Annotated in this window: 14 protein-coding genes; 6 read left to right on the plus strand and 8 right to left on the minus strand. The window is 65.0% G+C overall.

The features are described 5' to 3' along the window. Window positions 1-65: 65 nt before the first annotated feature. The 3 genes from BM125_RS16920 to BM125_RS16930 form a co-directional block, all read right to left on the minus strand. Entirely contained in the window at window positions 66-1,673 is a 1,608-nt protein-coding gene (locus BM125_RS16920) for a L,D-transpeptidase family protein (protein ID WP_092410159.1), read from the minus strand. After that, on the minus strand, window positions 1,670-2,386 hold the full coding sequence (locus BM125_RS16925; RefSeq protein ID WP_092410161.1) for a murein L,D-transpeptidase catalytic domain family protein: 717 nt from the start codon (window positions 2,384-2,386) through the stop codon (window positions 1,670-1,672). The genes BM125_RS16920 and BM125_RS16925 overlap by 4 nt, the downstream gene beginning before the upstream one ends. A 105-nt stretch (window positions 2,387-2,491) precedes the next feature. Further along, window positions 2,492-2,914, minus strand: coding sequence for an MAPEG family protein (locus BM125_RS16930; RefSeq protein ID WP_092410163.1), 423 nt, complete (start codon window positions 2,912-2,914; stop codon window positions 2,492-2,494). 612 nt (window positions 2,915-3,526) lie between these two features. Here BM125_RS16930 and BM125_RS16940 point away from each other — a divergent pair. Then, window positions 3,527-5,386, plus strand: a complete 1,860-nt coding sequence (locus BM125_RS16940) for a choice-of-anchor X domain-containing protein (protein ID WP_245778970.1) — start codon at window positions 3,527-3,529, stop codon at window positions 5,384-5,386. Between the two features lie 240 nt (window positions 5,387-5,626). Beyond that, window positions 5,627-6,616, plus strand: coding sequence for a Gfo/Idh/MocA family protein (locus tag BM125_RS16945; protein WP_092410169.1), 990 nt, complete (start codon window positions 5,627-5,629; stop codon window positions 6,614-6,616). A gap of 33 nt (window positions 6,617-6,649) precedes the next feature. On the opposite strand, the gene BM125_RS16950 is transcribed toward BM125_RS16945, so the two are convergent. From BM125_RS16950 to BM125_RS16960, 3 genes are all read right to left on the minus strand, one after another. After that, the gene (locus tag BM125_RS16950; RefSeq protein WP_139225085.1) at window positions 6,650-7,168 is read right to left on the minus strand and encodes a hypothetical protein; all 519 of its coding nucleotides are present in this window, start codon (window positions 7,166-7,168) and stop codon (window positions 6,650-6,652) included. Window positions 7,169-7,206: 38 nt separating this feature from the next. Next, a complete protein-coding gene (locus BM125_RS16955) occupies window positions 7,207-9,201 on the minus strand; it encodes a DUF2075 domain-containing protein (RefSeq protein WP_217647904.1) in 1,995 nt (664 codons plus the stop codon). A gap of 297 nt (window positions 9,202-9,498) precedes the next feature. Beyond that, complete coding sequence (locus BM125_RS16960; protein ID WP_175498157.1) at window positions 9,499-10,920, minus strand: sensor domain-containing diguanylate cyclase; 1,422 nt, start codon at window positions 10,918-10,920, stop codon at window positions 9,499-9,501. On the opposite strand from BM125_RS16960, the gene trmY reads away from it, so the two are divergent. Continuing rightward, window positions 10,907-11,773 carry a tRNA (pseudouridine(54)-N(1))-methyltransferase TrmY gene (gene trmY, locus BM125_RS16965; protein ID WP_245778967.1) on the plus strand — a complete coding sequence of 289 codons (867 nt, stop codon included), beginning with the start codon at window positions 10,907-10,909 and terminating at the stop codon, window positions 11,771-11,773. The genes BM125_RS16960 and trmY overlap by 14 nt on opposite strands. A 141-nt stretch (window positions 11,774-11,914) precedes the next feature. On the opposite strand, the gene BM125_RS16970 is transcribed toward trmY, so the two are convergent. Beyond that, a complete protein-coding gene (locus BM125_RS16970) occupies window positions 11,915-12,826 on the minus strand; it encodes an SH3 domain-containing protein (RefSeq protein WP_092410197.1) in 912 nt (303 codons plus the stop codon). Window positions 12,827-13,133: 307 nt separating this feature from the next. Here BM125_RS16970 and BM125_RS16975 point away from each other — a divergent pair, with 307 nt between their 5' ends. After that, window positions 13,134-13,589, plus strand: a complete 456-nt coding sequence (locus BM125_RS16975; RefSeq protein WP_092410177.1) for a DUF305 domain-containing protein — start codon at window positions 13,134-13,136, stop codon at window positions 13,587-13,589. 312 nt (window positions 13,590-13,901) lie between these two features. On the opposite strand, the gene BM125_RS16980 is transcribed toward BM125_RS16975, so the two are convergent. Then, a complete protein-coding gene (locus BM125_RS16980; protein WP_092410179.1) occupies window positions 13,902-16,268 on the minus strand; it encodes a GH92 family glycosyl hydrolase in 2,367 nt (788 codons plus the stop codon). Between the two features lie 442 nt (window positions 16,269-16,710). On the opposite strand from BM125_RS16980, the gene BM125_RS16985 reads away from it, so the two are divergent. Both BM125_RS16985 and BM125_RS16990 read left to right on the plus strand, forming a co-directional pair. After that, window positions 16,711-17,763, plus strand: a complete 1,053-nt coding sequence (locus BM125_RS16985) for a LacI family DNA-binding transcriptional regulator (RefSeq protein ID WP_092410199.1) — start codon at window positions 16,711-16,713, stop codon at window positions 17,761-17,763. After that, the gene (locus tag BM125_RS16990) at window positions 17,756-19,066 is read left to right on the plus strand and encodes a sugar MFS transporter (protein WP_092410181.1); all 1,311 of its coding nucleotides are present in this window, start codon (window positions 17,756-17,758) and stop codon (window positions 19,064-19,066) included. Before BM125_RS16985 ends, BM125_RS16990 begins: the two co-directional genes overlap by 8 nt. Window position 19,067 lies beyond the last annotated feature (1 nt).

Below are 19,067 nucleotides of genomic sequence, written 5' to 3' on the forward strand. Positions count from 1 at the left end.
TTCCACATTCCGGCTGCGTGCAGACCCGGCGGCGATGCTTCCTGCACTGCCGTTTCGTCCCGAGGTCAGGGCGCCACCACCGGCGGGGCACGGTCGAGCGCGGTAATCAGGGCGGGGTCGCGATCGTAGACGTCGTCGATGAAGCGGACGCCGCCATTGCCGTCGGATACGGCGGTCAGGTAGAGCAGGTGCACGGGTACCGGTTCGCGCAGCTCGACGACCTGTTCCACGCCCGCCGTGGCCGCGGCATCGATGCGCTCGCGAGTCCATTCGGGCATCGGCGCCAGAACCCATCGGGCCAGCTCGAGCGCCGACTCGACGCGGATGCACCCCGAGGAAAAGCTGCGCCGCGCGTGGCTGAACAGGGCCGGTTCCGAGGTGTCGTGCAGGTAGACATCGTGGGCGTTCGGAAACAGGAACTTGACCACGCCGAGCGCGTTCTTCGGTCCGGGACGCTGGCGCAGGCGATACGGAAAGTTGTTCGCCGAGAGCGTTTTCCAGTCGATGCCGGCGGGATCGACGACACCGCCGTTGCGGTCGATCACCACATAACCGAGCCGGTCCAGCGCGCCGGGATCGCGGCGGAACAGCGGCAGCTTGTCCTTGACCGCCAGCGAGCGCGGCACTTCCCACCAGGGGCTGAACACGAGGCGGGTGATCTGGCCCGAAAAGCTCGGTGTACTGCGGTACTGCCTGCCGACGATGACCTGGTGCACGCGCTCGAGCACGCCGTCGGCCCAGGCTTCGAGGCGGTAATCGGCGATGTTGACGCGGATATGGCGGCGACCCATGTCCTCCGGCAACCAGCGCAGGCGTTCGAGATTGGCGCGCGCCTGCTCGATGCGATGGCTTGCGCGCCGGTTGAGCTGGATCAGGGTCTGCGCGCCGACCACGCCATCCGGTTCGAGGTTGGTGCGGCGCTGGAAGCGGCGCACCGCGTCTTCGACGGTGTCATCGAAGCGGGTATCGATGCCGGTTTCCGGTTCCACCTCGAGCAATCCCGAGAGTTGCAGGCGCGCGCGCAACTGGCCGACGCGAGTGCCGCTGTCACCGCGACGCAAGCTCGGTCCGGGCGCGATCCCGACCCAACCGCCGCGTGCCGCATAGCTGCGATAGCGGGCCAGTGCTTCGCGCAGTGCGGCATACAGGGGGTCGTGCGGGGCGAGCCGCTCGAGGGCGCCGGCGACATCACCCGCGGCCAGGGTCTGTTCGAGCAGGGCGACCGCGTCGATCGTGGGTCGGGTCGCCGTCCAGTCCGGTTCCACCGTCAGCGGATTCACCCGCCCGGCATGCAGGTGCGCGGCCAGCGCGAGCCACGCATCGGTGGCCAGCAACTCGCGCGTGGCATCGCAGCGGCCACTGCCGAGCAGGCCATCCATATGGTAATCACGCGCGCTCAGCCCGTGGCTCTCGGAGTCCTCGATCGCGCCGATCAGCTGCTGCAGCGCGGCCTGGCAGCCCGGGCCGGTCCATGCCGGCTGGAATCCGCGCCGCGTGTAGAAGCGTCGCACCGCATTGGCATCGAACAATTCGTCGGGATCGTCGGGCAGTTGCACGAGTCCGGGACGGTCGAGCAGGTCGCGCACGCTGGGCTCGGTCGGTGCGGCGTGGGCCGCAGCCACCGTCAGCAACAGGAACTGCAGGGCAAGGCGCGCAAGCTGGCGGGTGATCACGTCCCCGATGGCCGCTTCGCGGCGTCATCCGGCGTGGTGGCGTGTTGCGCGACGCGGCGCGAGCAGCTCAGATACGGCGAACGTGCGAGCCAGGCCGGATCCGGATAGTAGGCGAACAGCAACTGGCCACCCTTGAGCTCGTCTATCACGGCCCGCGCCACCTGCGGACGCAGCGCCGGGCAGCCGAAGCTGCGGCCGAGCCGGCCCTGGCGCAGCGCCTGCAGTGGGTTCACATAGTCGGCACCGTGCATGACGATGCGGCGCTCGCGAGCGCGATCATTGGTGCCGGGTTCCAGGCCATCCAGCAGCAGGGAGTAGCCGTTGCCACCGATGTAGGTGCCTTCGGTCAGGAACAGGCCGAGGCTCGATTGATGGCTGCCTTCGACATTCGAGAATTCATGCGCGAAGTTCTCGCCGCTGCCGCGACCATGCGCAACATATTCCGCATGCAGCAGGCGCTGGCTCTGCAGGTCGAACAGCCATAGCCGACGCTCGGTCGACGGGCGCGAATAGTCGACTACGGCCAGGCGCGTCGAGGGCGGCGCGGCACCGAGTTCGGCCGCGCAGTCACGCGCCTCGAGGGCCAAGGTCAGTGCCTGGGGCGGCGCATCGGGGGCCTGTTCGAGCAGGCGATCGAGCAGGATCGAAGCATGCGCGGCGCACGGCAGCAGCAAGGTCAGCAGCAGCGCGGGACTCAGGATCGGACGGGCCATGGTCTGCGCAGTATAGCGGACGGGACCGCGGCACCCGGGGCGCCGCGATGGCCGGGGCCAGCCGGCACCGGGTCCGGCAACCCGGTCCGATGCCGGGCGGGTGCGCTACTCGAATACGGCCACGGTGGCGAGCACCCCCATGGCCAGGATGATCAGGCATCCGAACATGAACACCGGCCGGCGCACCGGCACATGGTTGGAGCGGGTGTGGACGGTGGCGTGGACCACGCGGCTGGCGACGAACAGCCAGGCCAGCCCCTCGGCCAGCGCAGCGGCCGCGTCGAGCTGATGCAGGATCACGACGAGAACATAGAACAGCACCGGAACCTCGAACTGGTTGCGGATGTTGTTGTTGATCTTCTGCACGCTATCCGGCCAGGCATCGGCATGCAGCGCCCGGCGCGCAAGATCGACCTGCCCGTCTCTCAGCGCGCGCGACTTGGCCACGGCCAGGGCGACATAGACCCCGATCGTCAGCAGGATCTGGAGCAGAACCGGCAGGAAGATGAACTGGCTGGGCAGGGACATCGCGACGGCGCCTGTGGGTCGGGAAGTTCCCGAGTGTAATGGTGACCAGGATGGGAAGTCCGCGGCGATCGGCGTCACGCATCGGGCGATGCGCAGGATCCGTGATCAGGGCCTGAGGCGAACCAGAACGGATGGCGTTCGCGGTCCACGTTCGCCGCTGCTGCCGTGACCGATCGGGGCAAGTTCTGCAGCGTCGGGTTCGAACTCATGATCTGCTCGCCGCGAGTTCCGGATACCTCGATGACCGGGGCGCGCACGAATCTCGAGAAAGCGGGGAGTGTCTCGAACGGGCGACGATTGGGCCCACTGTTGCTGTTTCTCGCTAGCGCGGGTCGCGGCGATCAAGCGGGTCCCCGTGTTGCAGCGCGTCTTGCACAACCATACGCCGGCGTACAGACTCGCTGCGAGCCCTCCATCGCGGGGAGCTGGGCGTCGACCGGGGAGGGTCGGGGCGCAGTGCGATACCGGGTTCATCTGTCCGGGGTCCAACCCTGCCGACCAACCTGAGCCTTCCTGGGAGGGAATGCCGTGAACCGAACCCAACTCGCACTGTCCGTGTTCGCTCTATCCATTTCTGCATCTTTGCTGGCTGCGGAAGACGTCCCTGACGCGATGGCGTTTGCCAAGCAACTCTCCGGTCCAGCATCGGAGATCGCCAGCATGCGCGCGCCTTCACCCATCGATGCGACGATACATTCGCACAGCGCCCTGCTGCCCGTGCACTTCAGCAACAATGCCCAGGGCGAACGCAGCTGGCAAGCCACGCTGCCGGTCGAGAACGGCAGGTTGCGATTCGCCGTCTTCGAGCCGGCCGATGCGAACTGGCAGGTCGACATGCTCGATGCATCGGGACGCTCGGTGTCGGCCGCTTCGAATGCTTCACGCGTGATCGACACCGACTTCGGCATCGAGCAGGCGCGCGTACCGGCCATGCGTTACGACTTCGACAAGATGGACGGCAACAGCTGGACGCTCAGGCTGCATGGTTCGGCCGGCAGCCGCGACGGCTTCGTCCTCGTCGAAGGCGACCAGGCCACCGAGCTGGCCTCCTACCAGACCCACACCCGGCAGCTGACCGGCCAGCGCCTGGGCCTGACCGCACTGCTGACCACTTCAAATGACGAGCGCGTCAGCGTCGGCAACACAGCCGGTCGGATTACCGAGGCCAGCATCAGGGTCACGAATCCGGACCGCAGCATCGCCACCTACGCGATGTACGACGATGGCCGGCACGATGACGGCGTAGCCGGCGATGGCCTGTTCGCGGGCGATTTTCCGACCCAGGGTGCCGGCGACTACGTGGCGCAGGTCGAGGCACGCGGCATCACCGCACGCGGTCAGGCCTTCGTACGCACGGCCGAACACCTGCTGCCGGTGGTCGATGCCAGCCTCGAGCTCAGCGCGTTGCGCGCGGCAGCGGTCGCCAGCGACGGCGATCGCCTGAGCATTCGCGTGCCGGTCAGTTCGCGCGCACCCGGGCAGCACTACCGGGCCATCGGCGAAGTCTGGGGAACGGATGCGCGCGGCAAGTCGGTACCGGTCGCCTGGCTCGGCGGCATGGTCAGCCCGGCCAACGGCACGCTGGCGCTTGGCTTCGACGAGCGCTGGATCGCGTTGGCAGCGGCAAAAGCGCCGTATGAGTTGCGCAACCTGCGCATCGAGGACCCCGACCACTTCATCACGGTGGCCTCGGCCTCGCGCATGGCGCTCGACCTGCCGGCCTTGCGCACCACCGCAAAGCCCACGGACATCGTCGTCGACGAACGCATGACGATGGGACCGCGGCCGGCCAACCTCAACGGAACGAACGGCGTAGGCCAGCGCCTGTTGCTCGTCCACGGCTACTGTTCCGGCGGAGTCTGGCCGGCGTCGCAGTTCTCGAGCGCGTCGACTTTCCTCGATGTCAACCAGAACCGCAGCCATGACCAGTTCGCGCAGCGGATCCGCGACTTCGGCGCGACCTGGAACTCGTTCGGAACGGTTTCGCACAGCCAGGGTGGTGCCGCTTCGCTGCACCTGTACACCTACTACTGGAGCGGCCTCGACAACGCCACCGGCAATCGCCTGATGCAATCGGTCGGCACACCGTACAAGGGCACCAACCTGTCCGGCATCCTGGCCACGATCGGCAGCTGGTTCGGCGTTGCCTGCGGTTCCAACAGCGACATGACCTACAGCGGTGCCTCGGCCTGGCTGGCCGGCATTCCAAGCTGGGCGCGGGCCAAGGTCAACTACTACACGACCTCGTTCAAGCTCACCCACTGGTGGGTCAACGACTACTGCAACTTCGCCAGCGACCTCGTCCTCAGCGATCCCGAAGATGGCACCACCGAGCAGGCCAACGGGCAGCTCTCGGGTGGGGTCAACCGCGGCCATGTCACCGGCCAATGCCATACCAGCGGCATGCGCGATCCGGCGCAGTACCTTGATTCGAGTCGCAACGCGACGATGAACAGCAACGCGGCACGCTGATCGACTCTCCCGGGGTGCGGCATGGGCCGTGCCCCGGGTTCAGGGCGGGCTATTCCGCCAGGTCGAGGCCAGGCGCGCCGTACCCGTTCGCTGCAATGTCGGCACCCCCCAGTCGCCCGGCCAAATCGCGCCATCTGCCCGCGCTCATGGCGAGCCGCGCGCCGATGCGGCAATGCGGGCCGGTTCGGTCGATAATCCGGCAGGGCCTGCCCCGAAGCGGCAGTGGCGGAGAATCGCGGCATGAGCACACGCAAGATTCGCTGGGGCGTGATCGGCGCAGGCCGCATTGCCCGCCAGTTCGCGGCCGATGTCACGCACACGCGCAACGCCGAACTGGTTGCCGTCGCCGCACGTGAGCGCCCCCGAGCGCGCGAGTTTGCGGCGCGCTGGTCGATTCCGGCGGCCTATGCGGGCTACGAGCCGCTCTATGAAGCCGCGGACGTCGATGCACTCTACATCGCGACCCCGCACACCCTGCATCTCGAGCAGGCGAGCGCCGCGCTGCGCGCCGGCAAGGCCGTGTTCTGCGAGAAACCGATCACCGTCTCGGCTGTGCAATGCCAGCAACTGATCGATGAAGCCGCGCAGCAGCAATGCTTCCTGGCCGAGGCCATGTGGACCCTGTTCCTGCCTGCCATCCGCATGGCCCAGGCCTGGGTCGCCGAGGGCCGCATTGGAACACTCACCCATCTCAGTGCCGATTTTGGCTACCCGATGCCGTACAAGCCGGTCGGGCGCGAGTACGACCCGGCGCTGGGCGGGGGTGTCCTGCTCGACATGGGTATCTACCCGATCACCCTGGCCCTGCAGTTCTTTCCTGACAACCCGCAAGCCATGCACACGGTCACACAGTTCGCCGAAAACGGCGTCGAAGATCACCTCAGCATGCTCTGGGACTGCGGTGCCGCCAGCGCAAGCCTGACCACCTCGTTCCGCAGCAAGCTGCCCAACGTCGCCACGATCGTCGGCACTGACGGCTACATCCGCATTCCCGATTTCTGGCGCGCAAGGGAATGCTCGCTGTTCCGCCTCGACGAACGCATCGACCATTTCTACGATGGCCGAAAGGGCGGCGGCTTCGAGTTCGAGATCCAGTCCGTCTCCGAAGACATCGCCGCAGGACGATTGTCATCGGCTCTGGTGCCGCTCGAAACCAGCTTGCGGGTACAAAGGATGATGGGCCGGATTCGCAGTGAATTTTCCTCGCCCGCTCCGCCAATGCCGGGCTAACATCTTAGGTAGCCGTGCACGCAGCGCTTGATCCTACCTGCAGGTCACAATTCCCAGATCGAGCGCAGGCTGATTCATTCGATATCGCTGGACTGTCAGGGTGGTGTTGGTGAGTTTCATCTTGAGCCAAAGCGAGGCTTGCCTGCAGATCGTCTCCTGGGACTCATTCAGGGACGCATCACCCATCTCGACTATCACGACAGGGCCATGCGGCCCATCGCTCACGCCCTTTATCTTCACGCTCCCTATGCGCCTGCGCCGCTGCTCGCGTCTGGATGCGTCGGCTGATTGCGCGACCTGCTTCTGCAATTCCCTCACGCTCTCCTCGGATACGCGGGCAAACTCCCGGGCAGCAACCTCCATATCCCGGGCGAGCAGAAAAGCGTTCACCTGGTATGAATACCAGGGATATACCAACGCCACTGCGAGAAAAATCGTCACTGCAATCCACAATCGACCGTCAAAACTGCCGGTTGACCCAGTTCTGTAAATACGACCTGAGACTTGCCGTCGAACAGCACTCCAGTCATCGTCTCGCTTCTGGTCTTCCATGCAGAGAACTCCTTGGTTCCGAGAGCGATGGGCGGCGATTAGAGGCGGGGAATACCCGCAGCGACCAGCAGTTCAAAAGCCGGATCGTAATAGTGTGGGTTGCGCGTCGGGTCATCCGCATCGCCTTCGGGTACGACTACGACCATGCCTTGTCGAGCGCGGGTCAAGAGCACGCGGTAGGCATTGAGCAGATATCGCTGACGATCCTCCTTCAGAATTCGTTGCCAGCGCTTGCCCTTGAAGCCGAAATAATCCCACGCGTTGGTCCGCACTCGCAAATCGCCGTCCCACACCACGCAGGCCCAATCAAGTTCGAGACCCTGCACTTGAAATTCGGTGGCTACGTCTTCGAGATAGTAGGATGAGCGCACGTCGGTCTTGTCGTGGAGAAACCAGTGCACCGGATCGATCGTCGCACGGACGTCGATCGCGTAAGGCTTGAGCCGTTGTGCTTGCGAAGAAACGATCATGCCGTAGCGTTCGTTCCCCCGCGCCTGGCTGCGCAGCCACTGTTTGGCTGCCGGCAGGCTTCGCGTGAGTCTGATTGGGAAGTGTGGCAATACTTCGCGCAGCGATTGCCTTGCCGGTTCCAGCTCCAGGGCAAGCAGCTGATTGATGAATGTTGACACCCTGTCTGAACGAAACGAGCGCACCGAGGTCGCCAGGTGAAGTGCGTGGTCATTCGTCACGCGGCTGCTTTCACCAAGCCGTGCCAACTGCTCGGTTGCGCGAAACTCGATCTCGGTCAGCTTCGGCGACAGGTGCACCTGCCAATGGGGGAATCGATTGTTGACGGCATCAAGCCACGCGCCAATGCCAGCCTCACCGGTATTGATCTCCTGGCCGCTCCCGACGAGGCAGACAACAACCGCCCAATCGTCATGACGGTCCATGCAGGAGATCAAGAATTCAGGTTCGGACGCCGCAAAATCGGGTATCCGACGTTTCCTGCGCATGAAATCAGCCGTCTTTTCACGATTCCACGCCCGCTGAGCCTCATCGAACAGGGCAACATGCTCGACCGGAGGCTTCTCGTCGTGCAATCCCTCATCCCGAAAATGATGGATCGCCTGGATGAACTGCTTTACCGCGCTCCGAGCTTCGCCAATCCGCTTTGATCGCCCTTGCTCCTTGGCACGTGCGACTTCGTCGTGTGCCAAGGCCTCAACCAGCACCCGTACGAGTGGTCCGTTTCCGGATAGGAAAACGCTGTAGAGCGCGTCATCCTCTTTGGTATGTCGGTTCGCGATGTCGAGCCCGACAAGCGTCTTTCCGGCACCGGGAACTCCCGTGACCAGGCAAATAACCTTGCGACCGTACTGACGAGCGTCCTCGATGACTTGACTCAAACGCTGTGCAGTAAGTGCGAGATTCTGGGCGCCCGCGTCACTGCGCGAAATGCTTTCAACCGCATGCCCTGCGTAGAGTGCGGTCGCTGCTTCGACTATCGTAGGTGTCGGCATATAGCGGCCCGTCTGCCATTTCATCCAGTCAATTGCAGAGCCAGCGAAGTAGTCCAGGCCAAATTGCAGCGCATGGCGCAAAGAGGCTGCATTTGCCCGCAATGGCTGTAACAAACGATCGCTGTGATCCGTTGAGGCCTTGGTCAGCGTAGGAGTTGGTGCACGTGTAGCGATCAGCAGGGGCACAACGGGCAACCCGTGCGACGGCTCGTGAAAGTTTTTCAGGTCAAGTGCGTAGTCCCAGACCTGATTGAGGCCGGCGGAAGTGAAGGCTTGTTCGCCGACCTTGAACTCGAGTACGAACAGGACGTGATCCAGTATCAGGACCGTATCGATACGCTTGCCGAGTCGCGGAATCGAATACTCAAGATATACCGCCCCGCGACTTCCGGAGGTGACAAGCGTTTCCTTGAGCAGCCCGATTTGCTCAAGCCAGGCATTTCTCTGCATCTCCTCAACCGGAAAATCTGACCCTCCGACCAGGTGCCCGAGAATTGCCTGTTCGTCCGCACCGAGGAACGAGTCGATCGAGGCCGCATAGGACCAACGTTGCCACGGGCTTGCTGCCACGACGTCTCGATCCTTATGCGACTTTTGGTACCACCAGGTTAGCTGGCGGGGGCGCCAACGGCAAAGGACCCTGTACCTCGAAACGGGCAGGCTGTGCGCATGTGCATGGCAGCCCGTGGGATCGTTGGTCGCCGACCACCGATCCCGGATGCTGATCGAGCTGGATGACCCGCGCGCCAGTGGATGCACTGAGTCGGTCAAGTGCATCGTGCGCGGCGGCGAGCTGCGTGCGCTTTTTCACGCTTGTTGTGCTCTGCGAAAGAGGGAGCCGGGGCGTTCTTCGATCGTCCCGGCGGTTCAGGAAACCACCCGATTGCGGCCCAGGCGTTTCGCCTCGAAGAGATTGCGGTCCGCGGCGCGGATCAGTTGCTGCGCAGACATGTCGCCATCAAGCACCGCCACGCCGGCGCTGATGCTGATCTGGGCTGCCGCCGGGACGCTGGCGTGCAGCATCTTGAGTTCGGCAACGGCGCGTCGCGCTTCTTCGGCGATGCGCGCGGCATCGGCTGATGTGGTTTCAGGCAGGATCAGGGCGAATTCCTCGCCACCGTAGCGTGCGACCATGTCGGCAGGCCGGTGGCAGCAGGACTGCAAGGCCGCCGCAATCCGCTTCAGACACTCGTCGCCGGCCTGGTGACCGTAGTCGTCGTTGTAGGGCTTGAAGGCATCGACATCGCACATGACCAGGGCCAGGGCCCGGCCGTGACGTCGCGCAATCGCGATCTGTGCGGCGAGGTAGGCATCGAAGAAGCGCCGGTTGGGGAGCGTGGTCAGGGCGTCATGCAGGGACAACTGCTCGAGGGCCCGGTTGGCCTCGCTGAGTTCGTGGGTCAACTGGGCCAGGCGTGCGTTTTGCGTGGCGGTCTCAAGCAGCAGCACGATCAGCAGTGAGCTGGCTGCAAGCAGACCATAGAGGCGCGAGGCGTACCAGCCCAGGTCGAAACGGGCGGTGTTGAAGATCACAAACAACGCCACCTCGAATAGCCACCCGCACAGCACGACCATCAGCCAGAGATCGAGCATCGTGCGCGGCCGGCGTCGCCACAGGCTGAACAAGGCGAGCAGGCTGAGCAGCCAGAATGCATAGCCGAGCGCGGCCAGGGTCGGTGTCGGGTGATCCTCGAGCAGGAGCGTCGGCAACAAGGCCTGTCCGGCGCTGGCGAGAAGCGTCATGCCGCACACCCCAGTCAGCGCGATCGTCGCGGCCAACACGATCCCCGCGGTGTTGTCGCCCGGCTGCGCCGAAGCGGCGTCCGACCCTGCACCGGGCTCGGACGCATCGCGATCCAGCAAGGCATAGCCGAGAACAAAAAACGGAAATCCGCCATGCCAGAACACGTAGAGCCAGACCGACGTCTGGGGGCCGGCGCCGAGCAGGCCGGTCGCCGAGAACACGCCGGGAAAGCTGAGGATATGGGCGACAACGATGCAGGCGGTGAACAGGTAGCCACTGGCCAGCACCAGCAGTGCCGGCCTTTGCGAGAAATTGTACTGCCCGAACAGCAGCGCCGCGGTAATCACGAAACAGATCGCGAGCGCCGATTCATAGGCCGGGATGAAGGCCGGCACCCGTGCCACCGGCAGGGTCGCCAATGGCACCACGATGACGAAGGTCGCGACCGAGAAAAGCACGGCGGCCAATGCGAATCGGATCTGAGATCTGCCCGGCGGTCCGGCCAGGAGCAACGCATGGGGAGCGGCGGTCTTGGGTTCGGGCATTGTTCCCTCGGGAATCCCGGCGGAGGGGTCTGGCGCCGGTCCGGACCCGTCCCTGGGCGGCAGTATCTTTGTCCCACAATGCCCTAAATGGCAGCCAAAAACCATTCCTCCCGCAGCCCGGCGCCACGACCCCGCGATGGCGCGGATCTGCGCGGCAGGTCATGCGGATCGGATCGGGGTCGATCCCAAGCGTCTGATGACTGCTATCGTTCTGGCCGAGGCCAAACATCAACGGTCAATGGAGACAGCGTCGATGCGCACATTTGTCGTGAGGGCCAGGGCGGCGCCGGTCGATGGCCAGGCGTTGTTGGCTGCCGTCGGCAAGGAGGCCCACTCCGAAATCCTCGCCCACACACTCATGAACGCCTTGTTCGTGGCCCAGTCGCATCGTGCCGACGTTGCCGTGCACCTGGTCCTCGAGCGTACGGCTGACTATTCGCGCACGATCAGCATCAATGCCAACGAGCTCGGCGAGCTTGGCGGCTTCCATGAGCGCGCGCTGCTGGCCAAGCTGTCCGGCGCCCTCGATGTGTCGCGCGGAATGGGAAAGGAGGAGAGTCGCCCGGTCGAGCCCGGCATTATCGTGCGCACGATCAGCTTCGAGAGGCTTGTGCAGGAACTGGCCGCGGACCATCAGCTGTACGTCATGGACAAAAAGGGCGACCCGATTCGCGAAAAACGATTCGGCACCAGGCCGTGCTTCGTGCTGACCGACCACATCCCGATGCCGAAAAAGAGTTTCAACAGCCTCGAACGACTCGGCGCCGACAGGATCACCGTGGGTCCGAAGATGCTTTTCGCCTCGCAGTGCGTCGTGCTGATTCACAACGAACTGGATTTGACCGGACACTGATTCCTGTCTTACAGGGAACCGGGGTCAACGTCGGGCCAGTCCAGCGCTACACGGCGAGGCCAGCGCAGATCGCGCCAGCGTTGGATACCCGCCCCGGCCAACCAGGCCGGGGCGGAATTGCGGCACGCAAGGCGAGGCTGATCAATGCCTGCGACGATCGCCATTCTTGTCGTCGCTCTTCCTGTCGTTGCTATCGCGCTTGCCCCGGTTGCGTTCGCCGCCATCCCCTGTACCGCCCTTGTCGCGTTGCTGGACGTTCTGGGGTGGATTCGAACGCTCCTGACGCTGATAGCGGTTGGGCTCGGAGCGGGGCGAGCGGTTCGGGGCACGATCCTGCCGGACCTCGACGCGACGCGGCTCGGCCGCACGCTGGCGCGAGGGTTCCGAGCTTGCACGATCATACGATGTGCGGGGGGCGCGGTTGTCGTTGCGATCATCACGGCGGTCGTCCCGTCGATCACGGCGGTCGTCGCGCCGGTCGTCACGGCGATCGTGGCGGTCGTCGCGCCGGTCGTCACGGCGATCGTGGCGGTCGTCGCGGCGGTCGTCGCGGCGATCATGGCGATCATCGCGCCGGTCGTCACGGCGATCATGGCGATTGTCGCGCCAGTCATTGCGGCGACTGTCGTGATGCCTGGATGGACCGCGGTGGTCATAGGTGTGGCGGGACCAGCGGTCGCGATCGCGATAGAACGAGCGATGATTGTAGTGGCGTCCCCAGTAGTCGCCGAAAACGAAGCTGATGATCGGGATTCCGATCTCGGCGCCATAGCTGTAGACCGGAACGCGCCGGTTGTGCCAGCTGTATTCGATGTAGTCGCCGTAGACCCAGCCGCGTTCGCCGTAGGCGATCACGTCACACCACTCGTAGTCGTCGATGCAGCCCTGCACGGAGATGAGCGTGCCGGCGCGTAGCGTCGTGATCAGCGGATAGTCGCTATCCGGCCCGGCGCGCATGTTGAGGTTGACCGTCACGTAGCCATCCTGGGCTTGCGCGTACAGAGGTGCGGCGAGCAGCAACAGGGCGAGGCCGAGCCATGCCATGCGTTTCATCAGGGTCTCCAGGATCGTCGAGCTTGACGCGAGTCGGTCGCCATGGAAGTTCAGGGCGCTACGACCGTTGCAAGTATCGTCTTCAGGCATGTGAACGAGAGCTGATGCAATTGCAAAGATTCGCCAGCAGGCTGGCATCCGCCAGCCCGAGGACGTTCGGTGATTGGGGAGGCTCGTGAAGGCCTGGTTAAAGCAGCCGACAGGTGTGTCGGTTTCCCGGCCGACTCACCCGCAATACAGCACGCTTCTGCATGATGGGCCGAAACCCTCAACAAACGCGGTTAGGCCGTGAGACAGGAGGCGCAGCATGTCCTATTCCCGATTCGGCGCGATGGTCGCGACCTCGACCCTCGTGATGTTCGTCCTGATGTACCTCAACACGTATGCGTTCGACCATGTCTTCTTCAGTGAGACGCGAGCATGGATGGCGCTCGTGATGGGCGCCTCCATGGCGGTCGTCATGCTCGCCTTCATGCTAGGCATCTACCGCAAGCCGGCCGTCAACCTGGGCATCGTGCTTGGGTGCGCCGCGATCTTCTCGCTGTCGTTGTGGCTGGTGCGCAGCCAGGAGACGGTCGACGACGTGTCTTACATGAAGGCGATGATCCCGCATCATTCGATCGCAATCCTGACCAGCAAGCGCGCACAGATCACCGATCCCCGCGTGCGCAAGCTCGCCGACGGCATCATGGAGGCGCAAGTGCGCGAGATCGGCGAGATGAAGGCCCTGATCGCCGATCTCGAAGCGAAGCCCGCCAGGTAGTCCAAACCGGAACGACATGAAGGGATCGCTCGGCTCAAGCGGAACATACCCTCGCCCCCGATTCTCCGGCGCTGCCTCGGCAACGATCTCGAGAGCCCCTCATCCGCGCTCCGGGCACCAGAACTCGCACCCTCCATGGCGCTCGCACTGCGGGCAGCATCCGCTGCGCAAAATGGCAGTCCTGCAGCGTCGATCCCCCAGGGGCGGGAGAAGGAAAAGTGTGCGCCTGCACCCATCGGTCGCTCACCGCGGCTGAAGTGTCGGGTGGTTACCTGGCCGGCATGGGCGGGGCGGAGGATCCGCAGGGATGGGTCAGCGCGAACTCATGGAGTAGGGGCGCGCTTTTGCTTCGATCGCCCAGTGCGTATTCGGCTGCGCCTGCATCGTGAAGTGCAGCTTGCCGCCGGCCATGATTTCGGCATGGCGGATGAAGCTCCGATCGAGCGGCTTGCCGTTGAGGGTGACACTGCCGATGTAGCGATTGGCGTCGTCGAGATGATCAGCCGTGATCGTGAAGCGCTTGCCATTCGGCAGGTTCATCGCGACGCGGTCGAGGAACGGGCGGCCGATCACGTAATCGTTGCTGCCCGGAGCGACCGGATAGAAGCCGAGCGCGGTGAACACGTACCAGGCCGACATCTGGCCGAGGTCGTCGTTGCCGGCGAGGCCGTCGACGCGCGCGGCGTATTGCGAATCCATGATCTGCTTGAGGCGTTCCTGCGTGCGCCACGGCTGGCCGGCGTAATCGTAGAGATAGGCGACGTGGTGACTCGGCTCGTTGCCATGTGCATACCAGCCGATCAGGCCGGTGATGTCTTCCATGTGTTCGAACAATTTCGGGTCGACCGATGCATCGAACACGGCGTCGAGGCGGGCGACGAACTTCGCATCGCCGCCGTGCGCGGCGATCAGGCCGGCGATGTCCTGCGGTACGTACCACGAGTACTGCCAGGCATTGCCTTCGGTGTAGTCGGTGCCATAGCCGCTCGCACTCGGATCAAACGGTTCGCGGAACGTGCCGTCCGAGCGTTTCGCACGCAGGAAACCGGTCTTCGGATCGTAGGCGTTCTTCCAGTTCGCGGCGCGCTGCTCGAAGCGACGCGTGACGTCGGGCTTGCCCATGTCGGCGGCCATGCGCGCGATGGTCCAGTCATCGAACGCGTACTCGACCGTCTTCGAGGCCGCTTCGCCCTCCTTGTCGATCGGCACGTAGCCGAGCTTCATATAGTCGCCGATGCCGTCGTAGGGCGCATAACTCGCGCTGGCGACCATCGCATCGAGCGCGGCATTCGCGTCGTAGCCGCGGATGCCCTTCATGTACGCGTCCGCGATCACCGGCACGGCGTGGTAGCCGATCATGCACCAGGTCTCGAGGCCGTGGAACGCCCAGACCGGCAGGATGCCGTAGGGACTTTCGCGGCGTGAGGCGAGCAGCGAGTTGACGACATCGTTGGTCCGCGCCTCGGGCTGGATGATCGTCAGCAGCGGATGCAGCGCGCGATAGGTGTCCCAGAGCGAAAACGTCGAGACGTGCCGGTAGCCTTCGGCCTGGTGCACGGCGTTGTCGGGTCCGCGATAGCGCCCGTCGCTGTCCATGAACAGGCTCGGCGCCATCAGCGCGTGATAGACCGCCGTGTAAAAGCCGCGGCGCATCGGTTCGGTCGCGTCGACCTCGAACACGCCCAGTGCATCGCGCCACGCGGCATGCGCCGCGCTACGCACGGCATCGAAATCGAAACCGGGCATCTCCGCTTCGAGATTGGCGATGGCGCCTTCTTCGCTGACCGGCGAGAGCGCGACCGTGACGATCAGTTCGCGCGTTTCGGCCGGGAAGTCGAGGACCCCGACCAGGGCGCGCCCTTCGATCTGGGCGCGGGCGGTGGGGTCGTTCTCGGCCGGTGGCGCGAAGCCCTTGTAGGGGATGTCCTGCTCGCTATTGTGCCACGCATGGCCGCTCGGGCCTTTCGAGAAGCGCATGGCGAAATACAGTTGCCGCCCCGGCGCCCAGCCCCGCGTTTCACGGACACCGGTGACGGTGCCGTCCTCGCGCAGGCGCAGGCGCGACCATGACACCTTGCCCGGGTAGTCGTACATGCTCGGGCGCAGATCGACCAGCACGTGTGCGGGTTTCCCCCGCGGGAATGTGTAGCGGTGCACGCCGACGCGCTCCCCGGCCGTCAGCTCGGCGCGGATCCCGTAGTCGGAAAGCGTGACCGCGTAGTAGCCCGGTTCGGCCTTCTCGTCGTTGTGGCTGAAGCGCGAAAAGTAGCCGCTGCCGGGCTGGTCGATCGAACCGGGCTCGAGGTGCACGGCGCCGGCGATCGGCATGACCAGCACGTCGCCGAGGTCGGAGTGGCCGGTGCCGGAGAAGTGCGTGTGCGAGAAACCGAAGATCGTCGAATCGTCGTGGCGGTAGCCGGCGGCCCAGCCGTAGCCTTCCTTGCGTGTCTTCAGCTGCGTGTCGGGGCTGAGCTGGACCATGCCGAACGGCACCACCGCGCCCGGAAAGGTGTGGCCATTGCCGCCCGTGCCGATGAATGGGTCGACCGCGGCGAATGCGCGTTCGGCTGCCTCGTGCGGGGCCGCATGGACACCCGCGCAGCACACTGCGACGAGGCCGAGAAAGGTTGCCCGAGCCAGCGCGGGTGCCAGTGGAACGGTGTGCAGGGCGGGGCGCATGGGCTTCCTCGAGAGGCAAAGGTCAAGCGAACGGAACGATTGTGCGGCGTGCCTGCATCGCAGGGGCCTGCGCCAGCAAATGCGCCCGGATCCCTGCATGGAGCGATTGCCGAAGGTGGCGACGCCATGGGAAGGGGAGGGTTTCCCGGCGCGCCCCGCAGCTACGACCGCCCGGATCGGCGCGACGCTGCTGCGTCCATATCCCCCATCGAACCCTGCGCCTGCGTTACCACGCGAGGCGCCGGTCCGTGTCTATGGCCCTCGACAATCGCTCCCGCGTTTCGCCATTGGCGCCCCGACACAAGCGTGACCGAAGCGACTTGGAACGATCCAAATTCGGAATCTAACATACGAAATCCGGATGGTCGTGCTGCGCCGCACCGTGCCAGCAACGGGCAGCCAGGTGCACACTCGGAAAAATTGGATCGATCCAAACACCAGCATGACGGCGGACAAGCCCCGGGCAAGACTGACCCTCAACGACGTGGCGCGCGGCTGCGGCGTGTCGCGTGCAACCGTGTCGCTGGTGCTGCGCGGCAGCCCGCTCGTGCATGCGGAAACACGCGCGCGCGTCGAGGCCGAAATCCGCCGCGTCGGCTACATCTACAACCGCGCGGCGGCCAATCTGCGCGCGCAGTCGTCTTCCAGCGTCGCCCTGGTCGTCAACGATCTCTCGAACCCGTACTTCGCCGAATTCGCTGCTGGTGTCGACGAAGCGCTCGCGGCGATCGGCTTCGTCACGCTGCTCGGAAGTACCGGCGAGTCGGTGCAGCGCCAGCAGGCCGTGCTCGCGTCCCTGGTCGAACATGCCCCGGCCGGGATCATCCTCTCGCCGGCCGAGGGCAGCGATGGGGCATCGGTGGCCCGTGCGGTCGGCCCTCACGTTCCCGTGCTCGTGTTCAACCGCGAGCTTGATGGCGCGTGGGATTACCTCGTCATGGACAACCGCACCGGTGCACGGCTGGCCACCGAGCATCTGATCGGACTCGGTCATCGACGCATCGCCTTCTACGGCGGGCACCGCGATTCGAGTTCCTGCCGCGAGCGACGTGACGGTTACCTGCAGGCGCTCGCCGTGGCCGGTCTCGAGGCGGCGCCGCGCTGGCGCATCGAAACCGCACCGACCCGGCTCGAAGCGGCACGACAGGTCGGTGCCTTGCTCGCAACCGAGCCCGTGCCGACTGCGGCCGTCTGCTACAACGATGCGGTGGCGCTCGGCCTGCAACTGGGCCTCGTGGCGCGCGGCCGCCAGGCCGGTGTGGATTTCGCCGTGGTCGGCTTCGACGACATCCCGGAGGCGGCCATGAGCGTGCCGCCCTTGACCACGGTGGCGACCGCGCCGCGCGCGCGCGGCCGCCAGGCTGCCGAGCGCATCCTCGCACGCATGCGTGATCCCTCGATCGCGATTGCGCGGCAGACCATCCCGGTGCAACTGATCGCGCGCGAAAGCAGTTGTCCACCTCCTGACGCCAGCGGAAATCGCCGCCATGAATGAACGCACCGCCAGTCCGCGTACCGCGCTGGTCGTCGCCACCACGTTGTTCTTCATGTGGGGCTTCATCACCGTGCTCAACGACGTGCTGATTCCGCACCTCAAGTCGGTGTTCACGCTGAACTACACCGAGGTCATGCTCGTCCAGTTCATCTTCTTTGGCGCGTACTTCATCATGTCGCTGCCGGCCGGCAAGGTCATTGCCCAGGTGGGCTATCGCGGCGGCATCATCCTCGGCCTCGTCGCCACCGGCATCGGCGCGCTGCTTTTCATCCCGGCTGCGCGCTGGGTCTCCTATCCGCTGTTCCTGTCGGCGTTTTTCGTGCTGGCCAGCGGCATCACCCTGCTCCAGGTCGCGGCCAATCCGTATGTCTGCCTGCTCGGTGACCCGCGCCTGGCCTCGAGCCGGCTCAATCTGGCCCAGGCCCTCAATTCGCTCGGAACGACGATCGCACCGGCGCTCGGCGGCGCCTTGATCCTCTCCGGCGCGGTACTCGGTGCGGGCGAACTGGCGGCGCTGTCACCGCCCGAGCTGCTGGCCTATCGCAGCGGCCAGGCGGCACTCGTTACCGGACCCTACCTCGCGCTCGCGGCGACCTTGTTCGTTCTGGCGGTGGTCGTCTGGCTGTTCCGCCTGCCCACGCTGAGCGAGGCCACCGAGCGTGCCGATGCGCAACGCCATCGTTTCGCCGACGTGCTCGGATTCCGCCACGTGCGACTCGGCGTCGTCGCCATCTTTCTCTACGTCGGTGCCGAAGTTTCGATCGGCAGCTTCCTGATCAACTATCTGTCATTGCCCGATATCGGCAACATCAGCGAGGCCGAGGCCGCGCGTTACGTCTCGCTCTACTGGGGTGGCGCGATGGTCGGGCGCTTCGTCGGCTTCATGCTGTTGCGCAGGATCGAACCAGGCCGTCTGCTCGGCATCTTTGCCATGTTCTCGGTGCTGCTGGTCGCCACCACGATCCTCAGCGAGGGCCGGATCGCGCTCTGGAGCGTGGTCGCCATCGGCCTGTTCAATTCGATCATGTTCCCGAACATCTTCACCCTCGGCATCGCCAGGATGGGGGCGATGACCGACAAGGCCTCAAGCCTGCTGATCATGGCCATCGTCGGCGGTGCGATCGTGCCGGTCCTGCAGGGCGCGCTGGCCGACCGGATCGGTATCCAGCATGCCTTCGTGCTGCCGCTGGTCTGCTATTTCTTCATCGTCTACTACGGATTCGCCGGCGCGCGCATCCTCGACATGTCGAGGGTGCCCGGTGATGTCGGACCGGCAGGCGCGTCGCGCGTGGCGGGGCACTGAC

This window comes from Dokdonella immobilis (genome assembly GCF_900115085.1).
Taxonomy (GTDB): Bacteria; Pseudomonadota; Gammaproteobacteria; order Xanthomonadales; family Rhodanobacteraceae; genus Dokdonella; species Dokdonella immobilis.

What these genes read in the sequence shown, in the direction of transcription:
- BM125_RS16985 (WP_092410199.1), top strand. Translation starts at nt 16,711, where the DNA reads ATGACGGCGGACAAGCCCCGGGCAAGACTGACCCTCAACGACGTGGCG.
- BM125_RS16950 (WP_139225085.1), bottom strand. Translation starts at nt 7,168, where the DNA reads ATGGAAGACCAGAAGCGAGACGATGACTGGAGTGCTGTTCGACGGCAA.
- BM125_RS16945 (WP_092410169.1), top strand. Translation starts at nt 5,627, where the DNA reads ATGAGCACACGCAAGATTCGCTGGGGCGTGATCGGCGCAGGCCGCATT.
- BM125_RS16980 (WP_092410179.1), bottom strand. Translation starts at nt 16,268, where the DNA reads ATGCGCCCCGCCCTGCACACCGTTCCACTGGCACCCGCGCTGGCTCGG.
- BM125_RS16975 (WP_092410177.1), top strand. Translation starts at nt 13,134, where the DNA reads ATGTCCTATTCCCGATTCGGCGCGATGGTCGCGACCTCGACCCTCGTG.
- BM125_RS16930 (WP_092410163.1), bottom strand. Translation starts at nt 2,914, where the DNA reads ATGTCCCTGCCCAGCCAGTTCATCTTCCTGCCGGTTCTGCTCCAGATC.
- BM125_RS16960 (WP_175498157.1), bottom strand. Translation starts at nt 10,920, where the DNA reads ATGCCCGAACCCAAGACCGCCGCTCCCCATGCGTTGCTCCTGGCCGGA.
- BM125_RS16970 (WP_092410197.1), bottom strand. Translation starts at nt 12,826, where the DNA reads ATGAAACGCATGGCATGGCTCGGCCTCGCCCTGTTGCTGCTCGCCGCA.
- BM125_RS16990 (WP_092410181.1), top strand. Translation starts at nt 17,756, where the DNA reads ATGAATGAACGCACCGCCAGTCCGCGTACCGCGCTGGTCGTCGCCACC.
- BM125_RS16925 (WP_092410161.1), bottom strand. Translation starts at nt 2,386, where the DNA reads ATGGCCCGTCCGATCCTGAGTCCCGCGCTGCTGCTGACCTTGCTGCTG.
- BM125_RS16940 (WP_245778970.1), top strand. Translation starts at nt 3,527, where the DNA reads ATGGCGTTTGCCAAGCAACTCTCCGGTCCAGCATCGGAGATCGCCAGC.